Origin of the sequence: Pseudarthrobacter sp. J1763 (assembly GCF_050490295.1) — a bacterium.
GTDB lineage: Bacteria > Actinomycetota > Actinomycetes > Actinomycetales > Micrococcaceae > JBNPEO01.
Window position 1 is genome coordinate 81,040 of record NZ_JBNPEN010000003.1, and the last position, 18,640, is coordinate 99,679.

An 18,640-nucleotide genomic window follows, 5' to 3' on the forward strand; every position below is an offset into this window, starting at 1 on the left:
GCGTTGCGGTTATCAAAAGAACCGAGTTTTAACCTAGTGTCTTCTGTTATGAGTGATGTTTTGGAACTGGCTGGCGTCAACGTTGTTCGTGGATCGAAAAAATTGTTGGCGGGGATCAACTGGCAAGTCAACGAAGGCGAACGCTGGGTAGTGCTTGGGCCCAACGGTGCAGGTAAAACCACTCTTCTCCAAATTGCTGCGGCCCGGCTGCACCCTTCTTCCGGCGAAGTGGGCATCCTTGATGAGGTGCTTGGCGCCGTCGACGTTTTTGAATTGCGCCCCCGTATCGGCTTGTCCTCAGCAGCACTGGCCAACAACATCCCAGGCGACGAAACTGTGCTGAACGTGGTGGTGACTGCCGCTTACGGCGTGACCGGCCGTTGGCAAGAAGGCTACGAGAAGGACGACGAGCGTCGAGCCTTCGCTTTGCTCAACGACTGGGGAATGGGCCCCATGTTGAACCGAAAGTTTTTTACCCTCAGCGAAGGTGAACGTAAGCGTGTTCAGATTGCACGTGCGCTGATGACGGACCCTGAACTTTTGCTCCTGGATGAGCCCGGCGCAGGCTTGGACTTGGCCGGTCGTGAAGATTTGGTCCGTCAGTTGAGCGAATTGGCCAAGGATCCGCTGGCGCCTGCGATGGTGCTTGTAACGCACCACCTTGAAGAAGTACCGCCAGGATTCACTCACGCACTGCTTCTGCGCGACGGCGAAATTGTCGCCGCAGGACCGTTGGCGCAGACCCTCTCGCAAGAAAATTTGAGTGAGACTTTTGGTCTTTCTCTGACGTTAGTGGAGAACAACGGGCGTTACACCGCCACAGCCAGCAACTAATAATGGAGTTGTGGCACTCCTTACTGGTATTTTTCGCTGGCCTTTGGGCCGGAACCATCAACAGCGTGGTGGGCTCTGGAACGCTTGTAACGTTCCCCGTGCTCGTAGCCATTGGGGTGGCCCCGGTCTCAGCATCGGTGAGCAACGCCATGGGGTTGGTGGCCGGGAACGTCTCCGGCGCATGGGGTTACCGGAAACAACTCGTTGGCACGCGCAACGTTTTATTGAAACTGATGCCAGCGTCTGTTCTCGGTGGTATCACCGGCGCTTGGCTCTTATTGCACCTACCTGAAACTGTTTTTCAATATGCTGCACCAGTTCTGATTGTTGTGGCACTTTTAATGGTTCTCTTTCAGCCACGGCTCCAACGGTGGGTTCAGCTGCGCAGGGATGACCCCAAGGTTGTCAGCGAGCAGGGAAAGCACGGCGTTGCCCTCGTGACGTTGGTGTTCCTCGCAGGCGTCTATGGCGGGTATTTTTTTGCTGCTCAAGGCATTCTGCTCGTTGGCATCCTGGGCATTTTTATGGCTGGTTCCATCCAAGTCGCTAACGCAATGAAGAATGTTCTTGTTCTAGCGGTGAACATGGTGGCTGCCATCTCTTACCTGCTTTTCGCCTTTGGCAGGATCAATTGGCACGTAGTTCTTTTGATTGCTGTCAGCTCCCTGATCGGCGGCATTGTGGGTTCTAAGGTGGGACAGAGGTTGAAGCCTTCTGTGCTGCGCGGGGTCATCTTCGCTTTGGGCGTGGTGGCCCTTGTGGTCATGATTTCAAAGTTGCTTGCCTGAGCTGGCCGTAGCGTGGCGTGCGGATGAAATAATCAAACGTGCCTTTTCACTATCTTGACTCTGCCGATGACCCACGTGTTCGTGACTACACACAGCTGACTGACGTACATTTGCGGAAAATTCGTGAACCACGCGAGGGCCTTTACATCGCAGAATCCTCGCGAGTCTTACGCCGCGCCATCGCCGCAGGCCACACTCCGCGTTCGTTTTTTCTTGCGGAAAAGTGGAAAGAGGATTTGACGGATCTCTTTGAGCAGTTCCCCGATGTTCCCGCCTATGTGGGGAGCCCCGGATTGCTCGAAGAGATAACCGGCTTCCATTTGCACCGGGGCGCCATGGCGGCCATGGAACGTCCCGAGGCTTTGAGTCTGGATGATGTTCTTGCCAATGCCTCGCGAATTGCCATCTTGGAAGACATTGTTGATCACACGAACGTGGGAGCTATCTTCCGCTCCGCTGCAGCGCTGGACGTTGACGCTGTGCTGGTTAGCCCTCGCTGTGGCGACCCTTTGTACCGGCGCAGTATTCGGGTGAGTATGGGGACGGTATTTCAGGTGCCGTGGTTGCGCTTGCTGGACTGGGAAGCTGACTTAGCGGCTATTAGACGGCGGGGCTTCACTATTGCGGCAATGGAGCTGGCGGACGATGCGATTGATCTGGATGACCTCGCAGCTCGTCGCCCGGAGCGGCTTGCCCTGGTCTTGGGCACGGAGGGCGCTGGGGTGAGCGCGGAAACCTTGAGCATTGCCGACCTGGCTGTCAAGATTCCTATGCGAAATGGCGTGGATTCTCTCAACGTCGCTGCTGCCTCAGCCGTGGCGTTTTGGGAACTGAGGCCGAGAATTTGATCTCCGAACTTTGAGCTTTAGGGCTGCGTGTTTGTCCCATAGTGGGGCATTTGGAGGCCATGTGACTTTCGCCCCAAGCGAGGGCGTGCTACAACCGAAGAAGCCTGTGGATAACTTCTACATCGATTTTCCAAATTGATTAGGCTGAGTGAAGCTAGGCCAGAGCCGACGACCGGGGGACTCCTCTTATGACCACATTCGCACCGTTCACCAAGGGATTGACCAGTAAGCGCACGGCACTCGGGGCCGCTGCTGTTGTACTGATGATGGGCCTGGCTGGCTGCAATAGCCCGGCACCGTCGCCGTCTAGTTCGGGCTCCTCGGCTTCTTCGTCTAGTTCGGCTACTACTGCCAGTACGACGCCGACTGCCGCACATACCGCTACTGCCGTGTACAAGCCGGCCACCGCGAAGGGCAAAGCGCAGAACGTACCGTTGCCCGTTCTGCCATCCGAGGGAAAGACGAACACCAAAGAAGGTGCCGAGGCGTTCGTGAAGTACTGGTACTCGCTCCTGAGCTACGCATATGAGACGGGTGCTACGAAGCCTTGGCGGTCACTGGCTGCGTCGACGTGTCAGGCCTGCGACATTGTTACGGATGGCATTGTGACGAATTCAAAGTTAGGGAGGTGGATGACGGGCGGAAAGATTACCGTCCCGTCGGTATCGGCGAAACTACCGGACGGCTCCCCGACCCAAAAGGTAGTGGTGCAGATACTCCAGGCTTCTGTTGGCTACTACGACCCAGACGGCTCAGTAGCCGCAAAACCTTCGCCGGCCTCAAATAGTGCGTCCGGTCTAGATCTTTCCTACGAAAATGGCTCGTGGCGAGTCGACGATTATGGCCTTCTTAAGTAAGTTATCGAGACTACCCCGCGGGCTCCTGGCAGTGTTCGTTGCTGCGTCGATGCTCGGGGTGGCCATTCCTGCATCGCATGCGGACTCTGACATCCGAGGTGGTGCGGCTTATGAGGAAGGCGGTGCGAAGGCAGCGATTTGGATGGTTGATCCAGGTAGCGATCTGCCAGTCTCCGCAACCCCTGGCTACGTTCCTGCTGACCCGTATCAATACAAGGCGGATCTTCACTGCCAAAGTCAAACGGATGAGCTCGACGTCGGGTGCCTGCCAAATCAACTGAAATGCCCAAAGAGACCGGGCGATGAAAAACCGGGTGTCCCGGTCGTTTGGAAGTATGCGCCCAAATCGATCGTTAACCCTGCATGGACAGATTGGTCTTCAAAGGGGGAAGCGTCATGTCTTTACGACATCCGACCTGAAGAATTGCTAAAGCTTATTGCTGCGCGAATCTCGAGCGCCTTTGAGAAGCTGCCTTTCTCACCTTCCAAGGTATCGCTTCAACCCGCGCCACACACCCTCAAGGGCGCCGAGACCAACATCTATGCCGAAGCAAGTAAGCAAGACTTCGATATCACTTTGCTTGGCCAGTCCGTGCACCTAACAGCTACACCCGTTGAGTACACCTATAACTACGGCGATGGCTCCACGCTTGGTCCCACGCCAGTCTCCGGCGGACCGTTGCCGGAAGACGAGTGGGGAACCAAAACCCGGACCAGCCATGTGTACACGGCTACGGGCAATTATCCCGTCAGTGTCACTACCTCCTTTACCGGTACGTACTCGGTGAACGGTGGTCCACCGCTACCCATCACCGGCCGAGGTTCTGCCACAAGTGCTCCTCAAACCATCCAGGTCTGGCGTTCCATCACCAAGAACTATGCGGATAACTGCATCCAGAATCCCCACGGCGAGGGTTGTTGAAACCAAAGCTGTTCTAAGCGCCGCGATCAGGACTCCAAGAGACGAAGCGCCCTACTTCACTGGTTCGCGAGCAACGTCTACATCCGGTAGTATTAGTAGCTGGCCTGCGGGCCATCCCATTCATACCTGGCGGCTGGCCAAATCCAGTTGCGTGAACAAAGGTCCACTTATGAAGTCTGATACACACCCGAAGTACGAAGCAGTCGTTTTCAATGACTTGGCTTCTGGCGTTAAGTTCCTCACCCGCTCCACCGTTTCCTCGAGCAAGACCATCGAGTGGGAAGACGGCAACACCTACCCGGTAATCGACGTCGAAATTTCCTCCGAGTCCCACCCGTTCTACACGGGTAAGCAGCGCATCATGGACTCCGCCGGTCGTGTGGAGCGCTTCAACGCTCGCTTCAAGGGCTTCGGCAAGAAGTAATTCCTTCGCCTCAAGCTTTTCTCACAAACCCCGCACCATAGGTGCGGGGTTTGTTTGTTTTAACACCCAGCCGAGTGACCTAGGCTTGAACTATGGTTATGCGTCATGGCGAATACAAGGTACCCGGCGGCAAGCTCGTGGTGGTGGATCTAGACGACGACGGCGGTCAGCTCAGCAAGGTATCGCTGAGCGGCGATTTCTTCCTAGAACCGGACGAAGCTCTCGACACCATCAACGCAGCCCTTGAGGGCTTGCCCAGTAACTCCAGCAACGTCCAGCTCTCCAAAGCAGTGAGTGATTCTCTCCCTGCAGATGCACATCTATTTGGGTTTTCACCCGAGGCTGTTGCCATCACCATTCGCAGGGCCTTGGGCTATGCCAGCTCATGGGCTGACCACCAGTGGGAAGTTATCCGCCCCACCGTGCAGCCAACCAACATCAACGTTGCACTCGACGAAGTACTCACTCAGGCCGTAGGAGCCGGCAAACACCAGCCCACGCTCAGGTTCTGGGATTGGGAAGAGCCCTCGGTTGTGATCGGCAGCTTTCAGTCCTACCGGAATGAGTTGCACCCCGAAGGCGTTCAGAAGCACAACATCTCTGTGGTGCGTCGTGTTACCGGCGGTGGCGCCATGTTTATGGAAGGAGGAAACTGCATCACCTACTCGCTCTACCTGCCGCAGACGCTCGTGGACGGGCTCAGTTTTGAAGAGTCGTACGCTTTCCTTGACGCCTGGGTGATGGCTGCGCTCAAACGGCTGGGGATAGAAGCGTTCTATGTTCCGCTTAATGACATTGCCACCGATCAAGGAAAAATCGGGGGAGCGGCCCAGAAGCGTCTCGCCAACGGTGGCATGCTCCACCACGTGACGATGAGCTACAACATCGACGCTGACAAGATGGTCGAGGTCCTGCGCATCGGCAAAGAGAAACTCTCCGACAAGGGCACACGCAGCGCCAAGAAGCGCGTAGACCCGCTCCGCCGCCAAACCGGCCTAACTCGCGAAGAGATCATCAACACCATGATCGAAGTCTTTAAGGAACGCTACGGTGCTACTGAAACAACTCTGTCCGAAGCAGAGTTTTCTGCAGCGCAACAACGCGTCATCGAAAAATTCGGCACCGAGGAATGGCTGCACCGAGTCCCTTAAAGAACACCTGCCAGGGTTTCTAGACCAGAGCGCTTAAGCTGCGGCCTGAGCCGTTAGCGCCCGGAGCAAGTGGCTCCGCTGCTCTACGATGATTCGAATCAGGGCTCGTGGAGCATCGGTGTTGGCGGCAAGCCACTCATCGCTAGCAACAATGACCGGGTGTTCCTCGGGGCTAGCAGCGGAACCCAAATCCTGGTGCGCCGGGTACAAACCGCGAACAATCCGGCTAGCCAGTTCAATGCTCAACGAAGCCCACACAGATCGAAGCTGCGCAAAGTACGGTTCCTGATACGGTGCGAGTAGTTCGCTCCTTGACGTCATAAAGCCAGCAATCGTGGCGCTCAGCAGGCTATTGGACAGGCTAGTGGACGCTCCCAGTTCTGCCCATGCCGCAGCTTTGACGGATGAATCCGGACGAGCTGCCAACGCGGTTGCAAGACCAGCTTGGCCCGAGGCAGTTTTGTCCAGGGCTGCCTCAGCTTGAAGCTGAGCTTCGGTGGCCTGGCCATGGGCGGCCAGTGCGTGCCAGAACTGCCAGCGAAGCTCCGAATCTACCACTAGTCCCGGAAGCTCTGCCGAACTGTCTAGGAGGCCGTGCAAGGTGCTCAGAGCCACTGCAGAGGAACGGCTCACAGAGCCCAGCGCACGTGCCCACGCCAATTGGGCATCGGAGCTGGGCTCCGCAGCTTGAAGCTGTGCCAGCGCATGAGCAGCAAAAGCGTCCTGCAACTCGTGTCGTCGCGCTGCAGGAACGTAATTATCAAGGGCAACCTGGGCGTTAGCCAACACTGCTTGGAGTACCCCAACCCCGGTTTCGTGATGCGCAAAACGCGTCACCGCATCCACATAGAGTTCGGCGGGTGTGACGCCATCACGGGCAGAATCCCACAGTGCGTTCCATGCGAGGGCACGGGCCATGGGATCTTCAATCCGGTCCATGGCCGAACGTACTGTGGCCTCAGAGGCAGCATCCAAACGAATTTTGGCGTAGCTTAGGTCATCGTCGTTGAGTAACAGTAGCGGTGCAACGTCCTGTCCGGTCAGAGCATCCACTGCAGTTTCGGGGCCAGCTGCATCTAATTCAATGCTCTTGGTGCGCAGCAACGCCCCAGTTTCATCAAAGTTATAGACGCCAATGCGCAGGCGGTGGGGTCTCTCTGCCTTGCGTCCTGTTACCGGGTCGGTAGCCGTCTGAACGATTCCGGCTGCGGTGATGACGCCGTCGTTCACGTCCATCTCCAAACTCAGGGTGGAAATCCCGGAGGTCTGCAACCACTGCTGCGCCCACTGTGTTAGGTCCCGGCCGGATGCCTTTGAGAGCTCAACCAGCAAGTCCGTCAATGTGGTGTTACTGAACTCATGGGCGCGGAAGTAGCTGCGGGCCCCAGCAATAAACGCCTCAAAACCCACAAACGCCACGAGTTGCTTGAGAACTGAAGCGCCCTTCGCGTACGTGATTCCGTCAAAGTTTTGCTTCGCCGCTTCCAAGTCAACAATGTCAGCAACAATCGGGTGGGTAGTGGGCAGCTGGTCCTGGAGGTAGGCCCACGCTTTGCGTTTGTTGGCAAAGTTCACCCAGGCGCTATCCCAATCAGTTGCCTGGTCCACTGCCAAAGTTCCCATGTAGTCGGCGAACGATTCCTTGAGCCACAAGTCATCCCACCAGGACATAGTGACAAGGTCGCCGAACCACATGTGCGCCATCTCGTGCATCAGAGTGTTGGCTCGGCCCTGGTACTGAGCGTCGGTGGCACGGGAGGTGAAAACGTAGTCCTCGGTGAAGGTGACAAGTCCCGGATTCTCCATGGCGCCAAGGTTGTACTCGGGCACAAACGCTTGTTCATACTTGCCCCATGGGTAGGGGTAGTCAAAGAGTTCGTTGAAGAACGTCAACCCGCTTTTGGTCAGGCGGAATAGTTCTTCGGTGTCAAAAGATTTAGCGAACGACGCGCGGCAGTACAGTCCCAGCGGAACCTGCAACTCCGTACCGTCAGACATCGTGCCAACCCACAGGTCCGTGGCCTTGAAGTACGGTCCAGCCAAGAGCGTTGTGATGTAAGTGGACATGGGTTTTGTTTCTTCAAAGTCCCAGCGGCTAACGTCCGGGGCTGAGTTTAGCGAAGTTCGCTGAACTTCCTCACCGTTGGAGGCCACCTCCCAATGGCTCGGGGCAATCACGTGGAACGTATAGCGGGCCTTGAGGTCAGGCTGTTCAAAGTTGGGGAAAACCCGGCGCGCATCGGCTGGCTCATATTGTGTGTACAAGTAGGTCTTATTGTCTGCCGGGTCCACGAACCGGTGGAGTCCTTCACCCGAGCGGCTGTACAGAGCCGACGCAATAACCGTTACTTGGTTAACTGCCTGCAAGTCTTTGAGTTCAATGCGAGCGTCTTGAACGGCTGCGGCTACGTCCACACCCTTGCCGTTGAGGAAAATGCTATGCACTTCGGCGCCAATAAAATCCAGAAACGTGCTGCTGCCGGGCTCGGCATCAAAGGTAATCACACTTTGGGTGTGGAAGCTTTCTACGGTGGGGTCCTCAGCCTGACGAATATCGATTGATACGTCATAGCTGTGAGTGGAGATCACGAATGAACGAGTAGCGGCAACGTCACGAGCAAGATTCTGATTAGACACCACGTTATTTAACCACGCTGGCCTCAAATGCCCGAAGGTCCACCGATTTTATCCAAGCGTGAACACCCGTTTATGTACCAATCTTGTTGCCGTTGTGTTCCAGCGATGTTGCGGAGTAGCTCAGTTGATGATCCTAAGTATTTTTTGGTGCCCCAGCATCTAAATATCACCTGACTTTCCGTAGAACAAACAACACGCCACAAAGCCGACTTTGATGCAAAGAGACGAAAAAGGTGGTTGTCTTTTCTTCATGTCAGAGCTATTTCAGGATTACTCCACAGCGGTAGACCGCACCGGTGCCTTCGACGAAATGTTTGCGCCGGGCCAAGTAACGCGAGAGTCCTACGGACAAGTGGCAGGGGCGCTTCGCGAACTCAGCCTTGCCGACGTCAGCTCACGCGCCGATTCAATGGCACGCACCTTCCTTGACCGCGGTGTCACCTTTGACTTCGCCGGCGAAGAGCGGCCTTTTCCTTTGGACATTGTGCCCAGAATTATTCCGGCCGATGACTGGGTGGATCTCGAATCCGGTGTTAAGCAACGTGTACGCGCGCTGGAAGCATTTTTGAATGACGTCTATAGCAACATGAAAGTTGTCTCCGACGGGGTTATCCCGCGGCAGCTCGTCACCACTAGCGCCCATTTTCACCGGCAGGTCCACGGTTTTGAACCGTCTGGGGGAGTCCGCGTTCACATCTCCGGTATTGACGTGGTGAGGGATGCTGCTGGAACCTTCCGCGTGCTCGAGGACAATGTCCGGGTTCCCTCCGGTGTGAGCTACGTGATGGAGAACCGGCGAGCTATGGCCAAGGGACTTCCAGAGGCCTTTGGACAGCAGCACATCCGGCCCGTGGAGGAATACCCGCGGCGTCTTCTCTCGGCATTGCGTAAGACCGCCCCAGCGGGCGTTGATGACCCCACTGTTGTGGTGTTGACTCCGGGCGTTTTTAACAGCGCCTACTTTGAGCACACCCTCTTGGCCGGTTACATGGGTGTGGAATTGGTTGAAGGGCGCGACCTCGTCTGCCGCGGCAACCGTGTTTATATGCGGACCACCGCCGGTGAACAGCGAGTTGACGTGATCTACAAGCGCATTGACGACGAATTTTTGGACCCTTTGCAGTTCCGTTCAGATTCCATGCTCGGTTGTCCCGGACTAGTGAATGCTGCGCGCGCCGGGGGCGTGACCATCGCTAACGCGGTGGGTAACGGTGTTGCCGATGACAAGCTTGTTTACAGCTACGTGCCGGATCTGATCCGCTACTACCTGAACGAAGAACCGATTCTAGCCAACGTTGATACCTTCCGGCTCGAAGAAAAAGAAGCACGCGAGCACGTCTTGGATCGCCTCGATGAGCTTGTGGTTAAGCCCGTGGACGGTTCCGGCGGAAAGGGCCTGGTCATTGGCCCTGACGCCACCAAGCAGGAGCTAGACGCTTTGCGTCAGCGCATTCTTGAAGATCCTCGTGGTTGGATTGCGCAACCGGTGTTGCAGCTGTCCACAGTTCCCACCTTGAGCGGGGACCGCTTTAGCCCTCGCCACGTGGATTTGCGTCCTTTTGCCGTGAACGACGGCGACGACGTTTGGGTTTTGCCCGGTGGACTGACCCGGGTGGCGCTCAAGGAAGGTTCATTGATTGTGAACTCTTCTCAGGGCGGCGGGTCCAAGGACACGTGGGTACTCGCAGATTCACCACAAACACCAGTGGAAAAACTTCCGCGGCAAAGCATCACCATTCACGAACGTGTTTCGGTATGGCCTGTGGAGTCTAATTGGCGTGACCGGCAGACGGAGCAACAGCAGTGAACCGCACCCAGGACACTATTCGCTCCCGTTTTCAGGAGGTAGCACCCCATGCTTAGCCGAATTGCTGAATCACTCTTTTGGATTGGCCGGTATGTAGAACGTGCTGACGGCACCGCTCGAATCTTGGACGTTCACCTCGAACGTTTGAACCATTTGCCCCTCGAAGAGCAGCGCAGCGTTGCTCAAGAACTTCTCGCCGTGATGGGCGCGCGTCCTCAGACTGAGGAATTTGGGCTCAACGAGTTACTCCATGCTTTGGCCTATGACAAGACCAGCGCAACGTCCATTGCTGGTTCTCTTGGCGCAGCTCGTGAAAATGCGCGCCGTGCTCGCGAGACAGTGTCTTCAAGCTTGTGGGAGAGCTTGAACACCACTTACTACGGACTGAATCAGCACCGCAAGGATGTTGTGGGGACGTACAGATACTGTAACTGGGTGCTGGAACGTACAGCGATGGTTCGTGGTTTGGCGGATACCACTGTCAGCCATGATGAGAGCTGGCAATTCTTGGCGCTAGGCCGTTCGTTGGAACGCGCGGACATGACTGCCCGGATGCTCTCCACACGCGACGTCCTGTCCGCAGGAATGTCGTGGGTGAATATGCTGCGGTGCGCTGGTGCCTACGAATCATTTTTGCGCACGCGCAGGGCCGCATTTGGCGACGAGCATGCGGCGGAATTTTTGCTTCTGGACCGTTTGTTCCCACGATCCATTGTGTTCGCCTTGCGTGACGCCGACGAGTGCTTGTCCAAGCTGGACCCCTCTGCCCAACGCGTTGGCTTTATCAACGACGCTCGGCGCATTGTGGGCCAAGCACGTACATTCTTGGAGTTCCACCGCACGCATGACTTGATGTCAGAGCTGCCCGAACACATGGAACGTGTGCAGAAAGCAGTGGCCCAGGCCTCGGACGCAATTTCCCGTAAGTACTTCAATCAGGCTGATGAACATGCCTGGGTGGGAGAAGTATCATGACCCGGTTGAGCATTGTTCACCGCACTAATTATCAGTACAAGAATCGAGTCTCACTCTCGTATAACGAGGCTCGTATGACGCCTTTGACCGATGCGCAGCAAGTGGTGCTCGAGTCTTCGATCAAGGTGTTGCCCTCGCAGGCCGCAGTGAGCACTTACCGCGACTACTGGGGCACTCGAGTGACCGCTTTTGATATGCAAATGCCACACGATCAGCTGGACGTTTTGGCTACTACCACTGTTGAGGTCCACCGCGCCGAACGCGTCCCCACGTCTGCGGACATTGTTCCGTGGGAAACGCTGAGCTCATATGAGGTGCTTAATCAATTCAGCGATTGGATCCCGCAGTCGCAATTGTCTAATCCTGGCGAGGAAGTTCTCAGCATCATTCCCGGGGTTGTGGAAGCGCGGTCCCCGCATGATGCAGCATTGGCGATCTTCGAGTGGATGCGCGGTGAGATGACTTATATGAAGGGCACCACTGGGGTCACTACCAACGCTGAAGAAGCGTGGAACCAGCGTCAGGGTGTTTGCCAGGACTTGGCACATCTGGCCATTGGGGCACTGCGTAGTTGTGGCATTCCAGCCCGCTACATTTCTGGGTACATCCATCCACGGTCGACGGCGGAAATTGGCGAGACGGTCGCCGGCCAGTCACATGCGTGGCTAGAGTTTTGGGACGGTGACTGGCGTAGCTGGGATCCCACCAACCACAAACCAGCTGGGGACTTTCACGTTACGGTGGCCCGCGGCCGCGACTACCGCGACGTGCCACCGCTGAAGGGTATTTTGGCCGGGCGTGGTGGTTCTGAGCTGAGCGTCAGCGTGGAGATCACGCGGCTCGCCTGAGACAAGGGCTGGAGCAGAGTATTGAGGACCGGTCTTGAGGCCGGTCCTCAATACTTTAAATCTTGTGAACTCTCCTTCGATGGCAGCTATAAGTCACCAGGGCGAAGGCTTGTAGTCCTTGAGAAAGACTCCGTATTGGTCCTCGCCGGCCTCACCCATCACAATCGGATCGTAGACTCGGGCAGCACCGTCCACGAGGTCTAACGGAGCATGGAACCCTTCTTCCATCAGTCGAACTTTGGTGTAGTGCGGGCGTTCGTCAGTGATCCATCCGGTGTCAACGGCAGTCATCAAGATACCGTCAGTCTCCAGCATCTCTGCTGCGCTGGTTCGCGTCATCATGTTCAGAGCAGCCTTGGCCATGTTGGTATGAGGGTGTCCGGGGCCCTTGTATGCGCGGCTGAACTGGCCTTCCATGGCAGATACGTTGACGATGTATTTGCGCCGTGCGGTGGAGCGCCTCATAGCTGGGCGGAGGCGGCTAACCAACAAGAACGGTGCTGTTACGTTACACAACTGCACTTCAAGCATCTCGAGCGGATCAACTTGGTCGACTACTTGAGTCCAGCTGTTGATGCTAGCCAAGTCCGGGACAAGTCCGCCTGCGTCAATAGCCGTTCCGGCCTTGATGCGTTCTAGCGAAGCTGAACCGGTGGAGAGAGCCAAAGATGTGATCGAGTCGCCAGCGAGGACCGGGTGTTCCAAAACGCTCGTGGCAAGCGCCAAGGGGTGCTTGTCATGTGCATGGCCAAAGGTGACCAATTCAGGACCACCGTTGGCCGGTTGCAATGCTGCGGGGAGCTCTTCATCTTCTGCGTCCACCAGCGGGCCGTAAGCGTTGGGGGAGCGGCGCACCGTTTGGGCGGCATTGTTAATGATGATGTCCAAGGGGCCAGCTTCATCCAACGAGTCAGTCAGGGCCATGACCTGGGACGGATCACGTAGGTCAATGCCCACAATCCTCAGCCTGTGCAGCCAGTCTGTGCTGTCCTCCATCGCTGCAAAGCGGCGTGCAGCGTCCTTGGGGAAACGGGTAGTGATGGTGGTGTGGGCACCATCACGCAGGAGTCGAAGTGCAATGTACATACCAATTTTTGCCCGGCCGCCGGTGAGCAGTGCTCGGCGCCCAGTCAGATCGGTACGGGCGTCACGTTTGGCGTGGCTCATCGCTGCACAATCAGGGCACAGCTGGTGATAGAAAGCGTCAACTTGGGTGTAGTGCTGCTTGCAAATGTAGCAAGGACGCGAACGGAGCAAGTGACCGGCGACTTCACCGGTCACTGAACTGGATAGTTTATTGCCGCGCGTCTCGTCATCGATCCGGTCCGGGGCAGCTGTGGCCGTTTTCGCTAGAACCGCACGGTCGGCGTCGTTAATGGCATCACGCTTGGTGACGCGGCGGTGACGCTTGACTGCCTTAAACATTTTTCCGGTTGCGCGCCGCACAGCAATGTAGTCCGGGTCCTCCTCGTCATAGACGTGGATGGCATTCAAAACCTTAAGACAGGCTTGAATTTCCTCAGGCGATAATTCTGGAGCGCTCATTGGCCCCATTTTACCGTGCTACTCAGCTGCGCGACGCGCGGAAAACTGTGTGGAGCTATTTGGCTGCTTTCGGAAGGTCTGCAGCGGCTTCCTGAACGGTTGCCACCTTATTGATTTCGGTCTGAAGGCCCTCAAAGGTCTTGGCTGCCGCTGCTACCGCTTGCGGAATTCGGCCGCGTTCGGCTTTAGAAAGCGCCAGTTCTTTTTCATCGGGTTCTGGCACTTCTTGTCCCTTAGCCAGAACAGTAATTCCAGACTCGGTGACTTTAAAGCCGCGAGCCTCATCCAGTGCCCTGTCTACACCTACTGTGGCGCCTGCTGGGATTTGGACATTTTTGTCAATAATGGCTCGCTTAACAATTGCTCCAGCACCGATCCGGACTTTGTCCATCAGAATGGAGTCCAATACTCGTGCACCAGCGTCCACGAACGTATCAGGGGAAAGTACCGAACCCTCCACAATGCCACCGGAAATGACCACGCCATTGGACACAATCGAGTCCAATGCGGCCCCAACGGTGTTGTGCTCTCCACGGACAAACTTGGCCGGCGGGGAAATGCTTTGCCGTGTGTAGATTGGCCATTCTGAGTTGTAGAGGTTGAACACTGGCATCGGTGAAATGAGGTCCGTGTGGGCGTCGTAGAACGAATCGATGGTCCCTACGTCTCGCCAGTAGGTACGGTCGCGATCAGTAGAGCCTGGAATGTCATTGGTGGTGAAGTCGTAGACAGCGGCTTCGCCCCGAGAAACAAAGTAAGGAACGATGTCTCCACCCATGTCGTGCTTGGTGTCCAGGCGTTCGGCATCCAGCGTAAGAGCTTCAACTAAAGCATCTGCATCAAAAACGTAGTTACCCATGGACGCCAAGAATTGGTCCGGCGCGTCAGGCAGCCCTGGTGTGCTGGAAGGCTTTTCAACAAAAGCGCCAATCCGGCCGGTGTTTTCTGGGTCAACTTCAATGACACCAAATTGGTCCGCCATGCTCAGCGGCTGCCGGACTGCTGCAACTGTAGCTTTTGCACCAGATGCTGTGTGGAATCCCACCATCTGTTCAAAGTCCATCCGGTAAACGTGATCGGCACCAACCACCACCACAATGTCTGGCTGAGCGTCATGGATCAGGTTCAAGGACTGATAGATGGCGTTGGCGCTGCCCAAGAACCAGCTCTTGCCCACACGTTGCTGCGCCGGCACCGAAGCGACGTAATTCTGCAACAAAGTGGACATACGCCACGTTTCGGAGATGTGCCTGTCCAAGCTATGCGACTTGTACTGCGTCAACACCACAATTTGCAGATAACCAGAATTGACCAAGTTGGACAACGCAAAGTCAATAAGTCGGTATCCTCCGGCAAAAGGGACGGCAGGCTTGGCGCGATCGGCCGTCAACGGCATCAATCGGTTACCTTCTCCGCCTGCAAGGACAATTGCCAGGACTTTCTTCAACGCCATCGTGTGAACTCCCCTGCATCAAAACTGTGGCAACAAAGATCCGGATCATGTCCGGACACTTTCACACTAGATCACATAACGTGGAAGGACTACGTTAGAACCGTGCGAATCGACATTGTGACCAAAGAATTTCCGCCCGAGATTTACGGCGGCGCCGGAGTACACATAGCGGAGCTCAGCCGTGTGCTGGCGCAACACGTGGAATTGAGGGTTCGGGCCTTTGGTGCGCCCCGCCCTGAGGACTACCATGGTGCCACTGTGAACTCCTATAACGTGCCGGCAGACTTAGCCGACGCGAACCCAGCGATTCAAACCCTTGGTGTTGATCTTTCGATCGTCCCTGACATTGCTGGCGCTGATGTGGTTCACTCACACACCTGGTATGCCAACATGGCCGGGCACCTTGCCTCGCTATTGCACGGTATTCCGCACGTACTCAGTGCACACAGCCTTGAGCCGTTGCGACCGTGGAAGGCAGAGCAACTCGGTGGCGGTTATGCAGTGAGCTCATGGGCTGAAAAGGCCGCCTATGAAGCAGCCGCTGCGATTATTGCCGTGTCCGACGGAATGCGCCAAGACATCCTCAAGAGCTACCCGAACGTTGACCCGGCAAGGGTCAAGGTGGTTCACAACGGAATTGACGTCTCTCAGTGGACGCGTGATGAAGGCGAAGACGCCGTCCGTACTTTGGGCATTAACCCAGAAAAACCGAGTGTGGTGTTTGTTGGGCGTAATACTCGTCAAAAGGGTGTCCCGTACTTGCTCCAGGCCGCTGCAAAGCTACCGGCTGACGTTCAGCTAGTCCTGTGCTTGGGCGCTGCAGACACTCCAGCTCTGGCCGAGCAAACGAACAAACTCATTGCGGAACTTCAGAGTCAGCGTGAGGGTGTGATTTTGATTGAGCGAATGTTGCCTCGTGCAGAGCTCATTCAGGTTCTCAGCCACGCAACGGCTTTCGCTTGCCCCTCCATCTACGAACCGCTGGGCATTGTGAACCTAGAAGCTATGGCCTGTGGTGCTGCTGTAGTTGCCAGTGCCACCGGTGGTATCCCCGAGGTAGTTAAAGATGGCGAGACAGGCTTGCTTGTGGCCATTGAGCAGCTCACCGACGGCACCGGTACCCCCTTGGACCCAGACAAGTTCGTTAACGACTTCGCTGACGCACTGATCAAGGTAGTTGAAGATCCAGCCAAGGCCCGCGCCATGGGTGTTGCCGGGCGCGCCCGGGTGGAAGAGCACTTCTCGTGGGAATCCATTGCTGAAACGACCCTAGAGGTTTACCGCTCGGTCCTAAAGTAAGGGTTCGCCCTAGCTAATAGATGTTTTGCTGCGTTAATGTCCGACGGCGGTACTCGCCATCCGTGAGAATCTCACCGATGGCGAGTACCGCCGTCGTTCTTCTAGCACCCTAGAGGCTGGCTACTTAGCTGCGCCCTTGCTCTTTGCTTCGCGGCGCTTACGCTCGAGCAGCACCTTTTCGTCGATCGGGGCAGTACCACTGGCGCGCTGTGCACGGAAGTACGCAGCGGCCTCGTCCTGACGGATTTTTTCGGCTCCCGTGGAAACGGCTGTCCGCAACTGATCGGGGCCGTAACCGAATGCGTCAACCAAGTCCAAAGCATGCGGACGAATCTTGGTCAGGAGACGGTTGATGTAGTCGCCCACTGTGCGAGCGCGCTGCATTGACAGCCGGCCGTTCATCAAATACCAGGCCAAGTTCTTTTCAATCAAGGACAGGCCAAAGAGGTCACGAACCCAGGTCAGGACTTTTTTGGTTCCTTCGTCTTGAACTTCAGCAAGCGCACGCGTGAACGCTTCCCACTGGAGGAGCTCAGCGTGGGACTTGGCTGCTTCAATGATCTCGTTCTGGTGGGCATTGAACAATGCAGCTGCCTTGGCCTGGGGCAGCTTGGGGGCGCCGCGCAACGCCGACCCAACCTCGGCCACCATGGACTGAACACGATCGGTGAGCAAGGCACGCTGGCCTTCTTCAGAACGCAGAGCGTTAGCAGATTTCTGGGCAAGTCCAGTGTCAGCCACAAACTGGGCTACTTGGCGCAGACCAGTGCGGTTGACGGCAAGGTCAGTTGCCTGGCCTACCGCGTACCGGGCCAGCACACCAAAGTCCACGTTGCGGAATTCTTTGGCGTAGTCGCCCAAGAGCCGCTTGGCCACAAGCTGGAGCAGCACCGTGTTGTCGCCCTCGAACGTCGCATAGATGTCAAGATCCGCGCGTAATGAACCAAAACGGTTCTCGGCCAGGAATCCGGCGCCGCCGCACGCTTCGCGGCACTCCTGCAACGTGTCCAGCGCGTGCCATGTGCTCAATGGTTTCAACGCTGCTGCCAGAGTTTCAAGATCTTCACGGTCAGCATCCGTGTCTGTGCGGCCTGAGAAAACGCCGTCGAACTTTTCAAGCAGTTCTTCGTGCGCAAAGCTTGCGGCGTATGTGGTGGCCAAACGGGTAAAGAGGCGGCGCTGGTGGCGCTGGTAGTCCAGGAGGACTTCTTCCTCGGTGGGGGAGGAAGCATTGAACTGACGGCGCTCAGTTGCGTACTGGATGGCCGTTTTGAGAGCAATCTTGGTAGCCGTCACGGCCGCACCGTCCAAGGACACACGGCCCTGGACTAGGGTTCCGAGCATCGTAAAGAAGCGACGTCCTGGGCTTTCGATGGTGGAGCTGTATTCACCGGCTTCGTTGACGTCACCGTAGCGGTTGAGCAGGTTGGTGCGCGGAATACGGACATGGTCGAAGTGCAAACGGCCGTTATCGATGCCATTGAGTCCGCCCTTGATGCCGTCGTCCTCGCCGCCGATACCCGGCAGGAACTCTTTGGTTTCGGGATCGCGAAGATTTACGTAGAACGCGTGGACACCGTGGTTAACGCCCTTGGTGATGAGCTGGGCAAATACCACTGCCGCCAGGCCGTCAACGGCTGCGTTGCCAATGAATTCTTTCCATGCGGCACGGAAGGGGGTGTTGATAACAAATTCTTGTGTTGCTTCGTCATAGGTGGCCGTGGTGGCGATGCTAGCAACATCAGAGCCGTGACCAATTTCGGTCATGGCGAAGCAGCCAGGGGTTTCAAGGCTCATAATCCCCGGCAACCACGCCTTGTGGTGTTCCTCGCTGCCCAAGTGCATCACTGCGCTACCGAAGAGACCCCACTGGACGCCTGCCTTGATCTGCAGTGAAGGGTCGGAGGTCACAAGTTCTTCGAACCCGGCAATGTTTCCGCCGTTTTCGTTTTCGCCACCCACGCTCTTGGGAAAAGCGCGCAGCACTGCTTTTTGTTCAACGAGGATCTTTAGTTGCTCAAAAACGCGCTTGCGGTGTTCGGTGTGAGACAGGCCCTCGATTTTGTGAAGTCGGGTGTCCGCAGCGAGCACTCGTGCAGCCTTGCGGTAGTCAGCCCACTTCCCCAAAAGCTGTTCGCCCAATGCTTCAACGTTGACTTTGGGCTCGGAGCTAGATGCCGGGTGCTGCTTAGGGGGAGTGTGTCCGGCTGATCCCTTGGTGATGGGACGGTCAGATACTTCAGTCATTGTCA

Annotated in this window: 15 protein-coding genes; 11 read left to right on the forward strand and 4 right to left on the reverse strand. The window is 56.4% G+C overall.

The window, feature by feature from the left end; translation table 11 throughout:
- Positions 1-48 precede the first annotated feature (48 nt).
- The 7 genes from ACQQCD_RS03945 to ACQQCD_RS03975 all read left to right on the forward strand — a co-directional run bounded on the left by ACQQCD_RS03945 (position 49) and on the right by ACQQCD_RS03975 (position 5,824).
- Entirely contained in the window at positions 49-834 is a 786-nt protein-coding gene (locus ACQQCD_RS03945; RefSeq protein WP_430267104.1) for an ABC transporter ATP-binding protein, read from the forward strand.
- Positions 835-836: 2 nt separating this feature from the next.
- Positions 837-1,622: a sulfite exporter TauE/SafE family protein gene (locus tag ACQQCD_RS03950; RefSeq protein WP_430267105.1), complete on the forward strand. Its 786-nt coding sequence runs from the start codon at positions 837-839 to the stop codon at positions 1,620-1,622.
- 38 nt (positions 1,623-1,660) lie between these two features.
- Positions 1,661-2,470 (forward strand): TrmH family RNA methyltransferase, encoded by an 810-nt coding sequence (locus ACQQCD_RS03955; RefSeq protein WP_430267106.1) that lies wholly within the window; start codon positions 1,661-1,663, stop codon positions 2,468-2,470.
- A gap of 188 nt (positions 2,471-2,658) precedes the next feature.
- The gene (locus ACQQCD_RS03960) at positions 2,659-3,327 is read left to right on the forward strand and encodes a DUF6318 family protein (protein ID WP_430267107.1); all 669 of its coding nucleotides are present in this window, start codon (positions 2,659-2,661) and stop codon (positions 3,325-3,327) included.
- Positions 3,328-3,358: 31 nt separating this feature from the next.
- A complete protein-coding gene (locus ACQQCD_RS03965; protein WP_430267108.1) occupies positions 3,359-4,249 on the forward strand; it encodes a PKD domain-containing protein in 891 nt (296 codons plus the stop codon).
- Positions 4,250-4,418: 169 nt separating this feature from the next.
- Positions 4,419-4,673 carry a type B 50S ribosomal protein L31 gene (locus ACQQCD_RS03970; protein ID WP_430267109.1) on the forward strand — a complete coding sequence of 85 codons (255 nt, stop codon included), beginning with the start codon at positions 4,419-4,421 and terminating at the stop codon, positions 4,671-4,673.
- Between the two features lie 92 nt (positions 4,674-4,765).
- Positions 4,766-5,824, forward strand: a complete 1,059-nt coding sequence (locus ACQQCD_RS03975; protein WP_430267110.1) for a lipoate--protein ligase family protein — start codon at positions 4,766-4,768, stop codon at positions 5,822-5,824.
- A gap of 33 nt (positions 5,825-5,857) precedes the next feature.
- On the opposite strand, the gene pepN is transcribed toward ACQQCD_RS03975, so the two are convergent.
- Entirely contained in the window at positions 5,858-8,461 is a 2,604-nt protein-coding gene (pepN, locus tag ACQQCD_RS03980) for an aminopeptidase N (protein ID WP_430267111.1), read from the reverse strand.
- Positions 8,462-8,711: 250 nt separating this feature from the next.
- Between pepN and ACQQCD_RS03985 the strand changes: the two genes are divergently transcribed.
- Genes ACQQCD_RS03985 through ACQQCD_RS03995 form a run of 3 tightly spaced genes read left to right on the forward strand, consistent with a single transcriptional unit; the run spans position 8,712 to position 12,091 of the window.
- Entirely contained in the window at positions 8,712-10,268 is a 1,557-nt protein-coding gene (locus ACQQCD_RS03985) for a circularly permuted type 2 ATP-grasp protein (RefSeq protein ID WP_430267112.1), read from the forward strand.
- Between the two features lie 48 nt (positions 10,269-10,316).
- Positions 10,317-11,243 (forward strand): alpha-E domain-containing protein, encoded by a 927-nt coding sequence (locus ACQQCD_RS03990; RefSeq protein ID WP_430267113.1) that lies wholly within the window; start codon positions 10,317-10,319, stop codon positions 11,241-11,243.
- Positions 11,240-12,091, forward strand: a complete 852-nt coding sequence (locus tag ACQQCD_RS03995) for a transglutaminase family protein (protein ID WP_430267114.1) — start codon at positions 11,240-11,242, stop codon at positions 12,089-12,091. Before ACQQCD_RS03990 ends, ACQQCD_RS03995 begins: the two co-directional genes overlap by 4 nt.
- Before the next feature lie 93 nt (positions 12,092-12,184).
- Here ACQQCD_RS03995 and ACQQCD_RS04000 read toward each other — a convergent pair whose 3' ends face one another.
- On the reverse strand, positions 12,185-13,636 hold the full coding sequence (locus ACQQCD_RS04000; protein WP_430267115.1) for an SDR family NAD(P)-dependent oxidoreductase: 1,452 nt from the start codon (positions 13,634-13,636) through the stop codon (positions 12,185-12,187).
- 55 nt (positions 13,637-13,691) lie between these two features.
- Positions 13,692-15,089 carry a glucose-1-phosphate adenylyltransferase gene (gene glgC / locus ACQQCD_RS04005; RefSeq protein ID WP_430267116.1) on the reverse strand — a complete coding sequence of 466 codons (1,398 nt, stop codon included), beginning with the start codon at positions 15,087-15,089 and terminating at the stop codon, positions 13,692-13,694.
- A gap of 102 nt (positions 15,090-15,191) precedes the next feature.
- Here glgC and glgA point away from each other — a divergent pair, with 102 nt between their 5' ends.
- Positions 15,192-16,388 carry a glycogen synthase gene (gene glgA, locus ACQQCD_RS04010; protein ID WP_430267117.1) on the forward strand — a complete coding sequence of 399 codons (1,197 nt, stop codon included), beginning with the start codon at positions 15,192-15,194 and terminating at the stop codon, positions 16,386-16,388.
- 120 nt (positions 16,389-16,508) lie between these two features.
- On the opposite strand, the gene ACQQCD_RS04015 is transcribed toward glgA, so the two are convergent.
- The gene (locus ACQQCD_RS04015; RefSeq protein WP_430267118.1) at positions 16,509-18,635 is read right to left on the reverse strand and encodes an acyl-CoA dehydrogenase; all 2,127 of its coding nucleotides are present in this window, start codon (positions 18,633-18,635) and stop codon (positions 16,509-16,511) included.
- Positions 18,636-18,640 lie beyond the last annotated feature (5 nt).

Excerpts from the sequence above, each read along its gene's own strand:
- ACQQCD_RS04000 (WP_430267115.1), bottom strand. The coding sequence starts at position 13,636 with ATGAGCGCTCCAGAATTATCGCCTGAGGAAATTCAAGCCTGTCTTAAG.
- ACQQCD_RS03960 (WP_430267107.1), top strand. The coding sequence starts at position 2,659 with ATGACCACATTCGCACCGTTCACCAAGGGATTGACCAGTAAGCGCACG.
- ACQQCD_RS04015 (WP_430267118.1), bottom strand. The coding sequence starts at position 18,635 with ATGACTGAAGTATCTGACCGTCCCATCACCAAGGGATCAGCCGGACAC.
- ACQQCD_RS03990 (WP_430267113.1), top strand. The coding sequence starts at position 10,317 with ATGCTTAGCCGAATTGCTGAATCACTCTTTTGGATTGGCCGGTATGTA.
- ACQQCD_RS03950 (WP_430267105.1), top strand. The coding sequence starts at position 837 with ATGGAGTTGTGGCACTCCTTACTGGTATTTTTCGCTGGCCTTTGGGCC.
- ACQQCD_RS03970 (WP_430267109.1), top strand. The coding sequence starts at position 4,419 with ATGAAGTCTGATACACACCCGAAGTACGAAGCAGTCGTTTTCAATGAC.
- glgC (WP_430267116.1), bottom strand. The coding sequence starts at position 15,089 with ATGGCGTTGAAGAAAGTCCTGGCAATTGTCCTTGCAGGCGGAGAAGGT.
- ACQQCD_RS03995 (WP_430267114.1), top strand. The coding sequence starts at position 11,240 with ATGACCCGGTTGAGCATTGTTCACCGCACTAATTATCAGTACAAGAAT.
- ACQQCD_RS03945 (WP_430267104.1), top strand. The coding sequence starts at position 49 with ATGAGTGATGTTTTGGAACTGGCTGGCGTCAACGTTGTTCGTGGATCG.
- ACQQCD_RS03975 (WP_430267110.1), top strand. The coding sequence starts at position 4,766 with ATGGTTATGCGTCATGGCGAATACAAGGTACCCGGCGGCAAGCTCGTG.
- ACQQCD_RS03985 (WP_430267112.1), top strand. The coding sequence starts at position 8,712 with ATGTCAGAGCTATTTCAGGATTACTCCACAGCGGTAGACCGCACCGGT.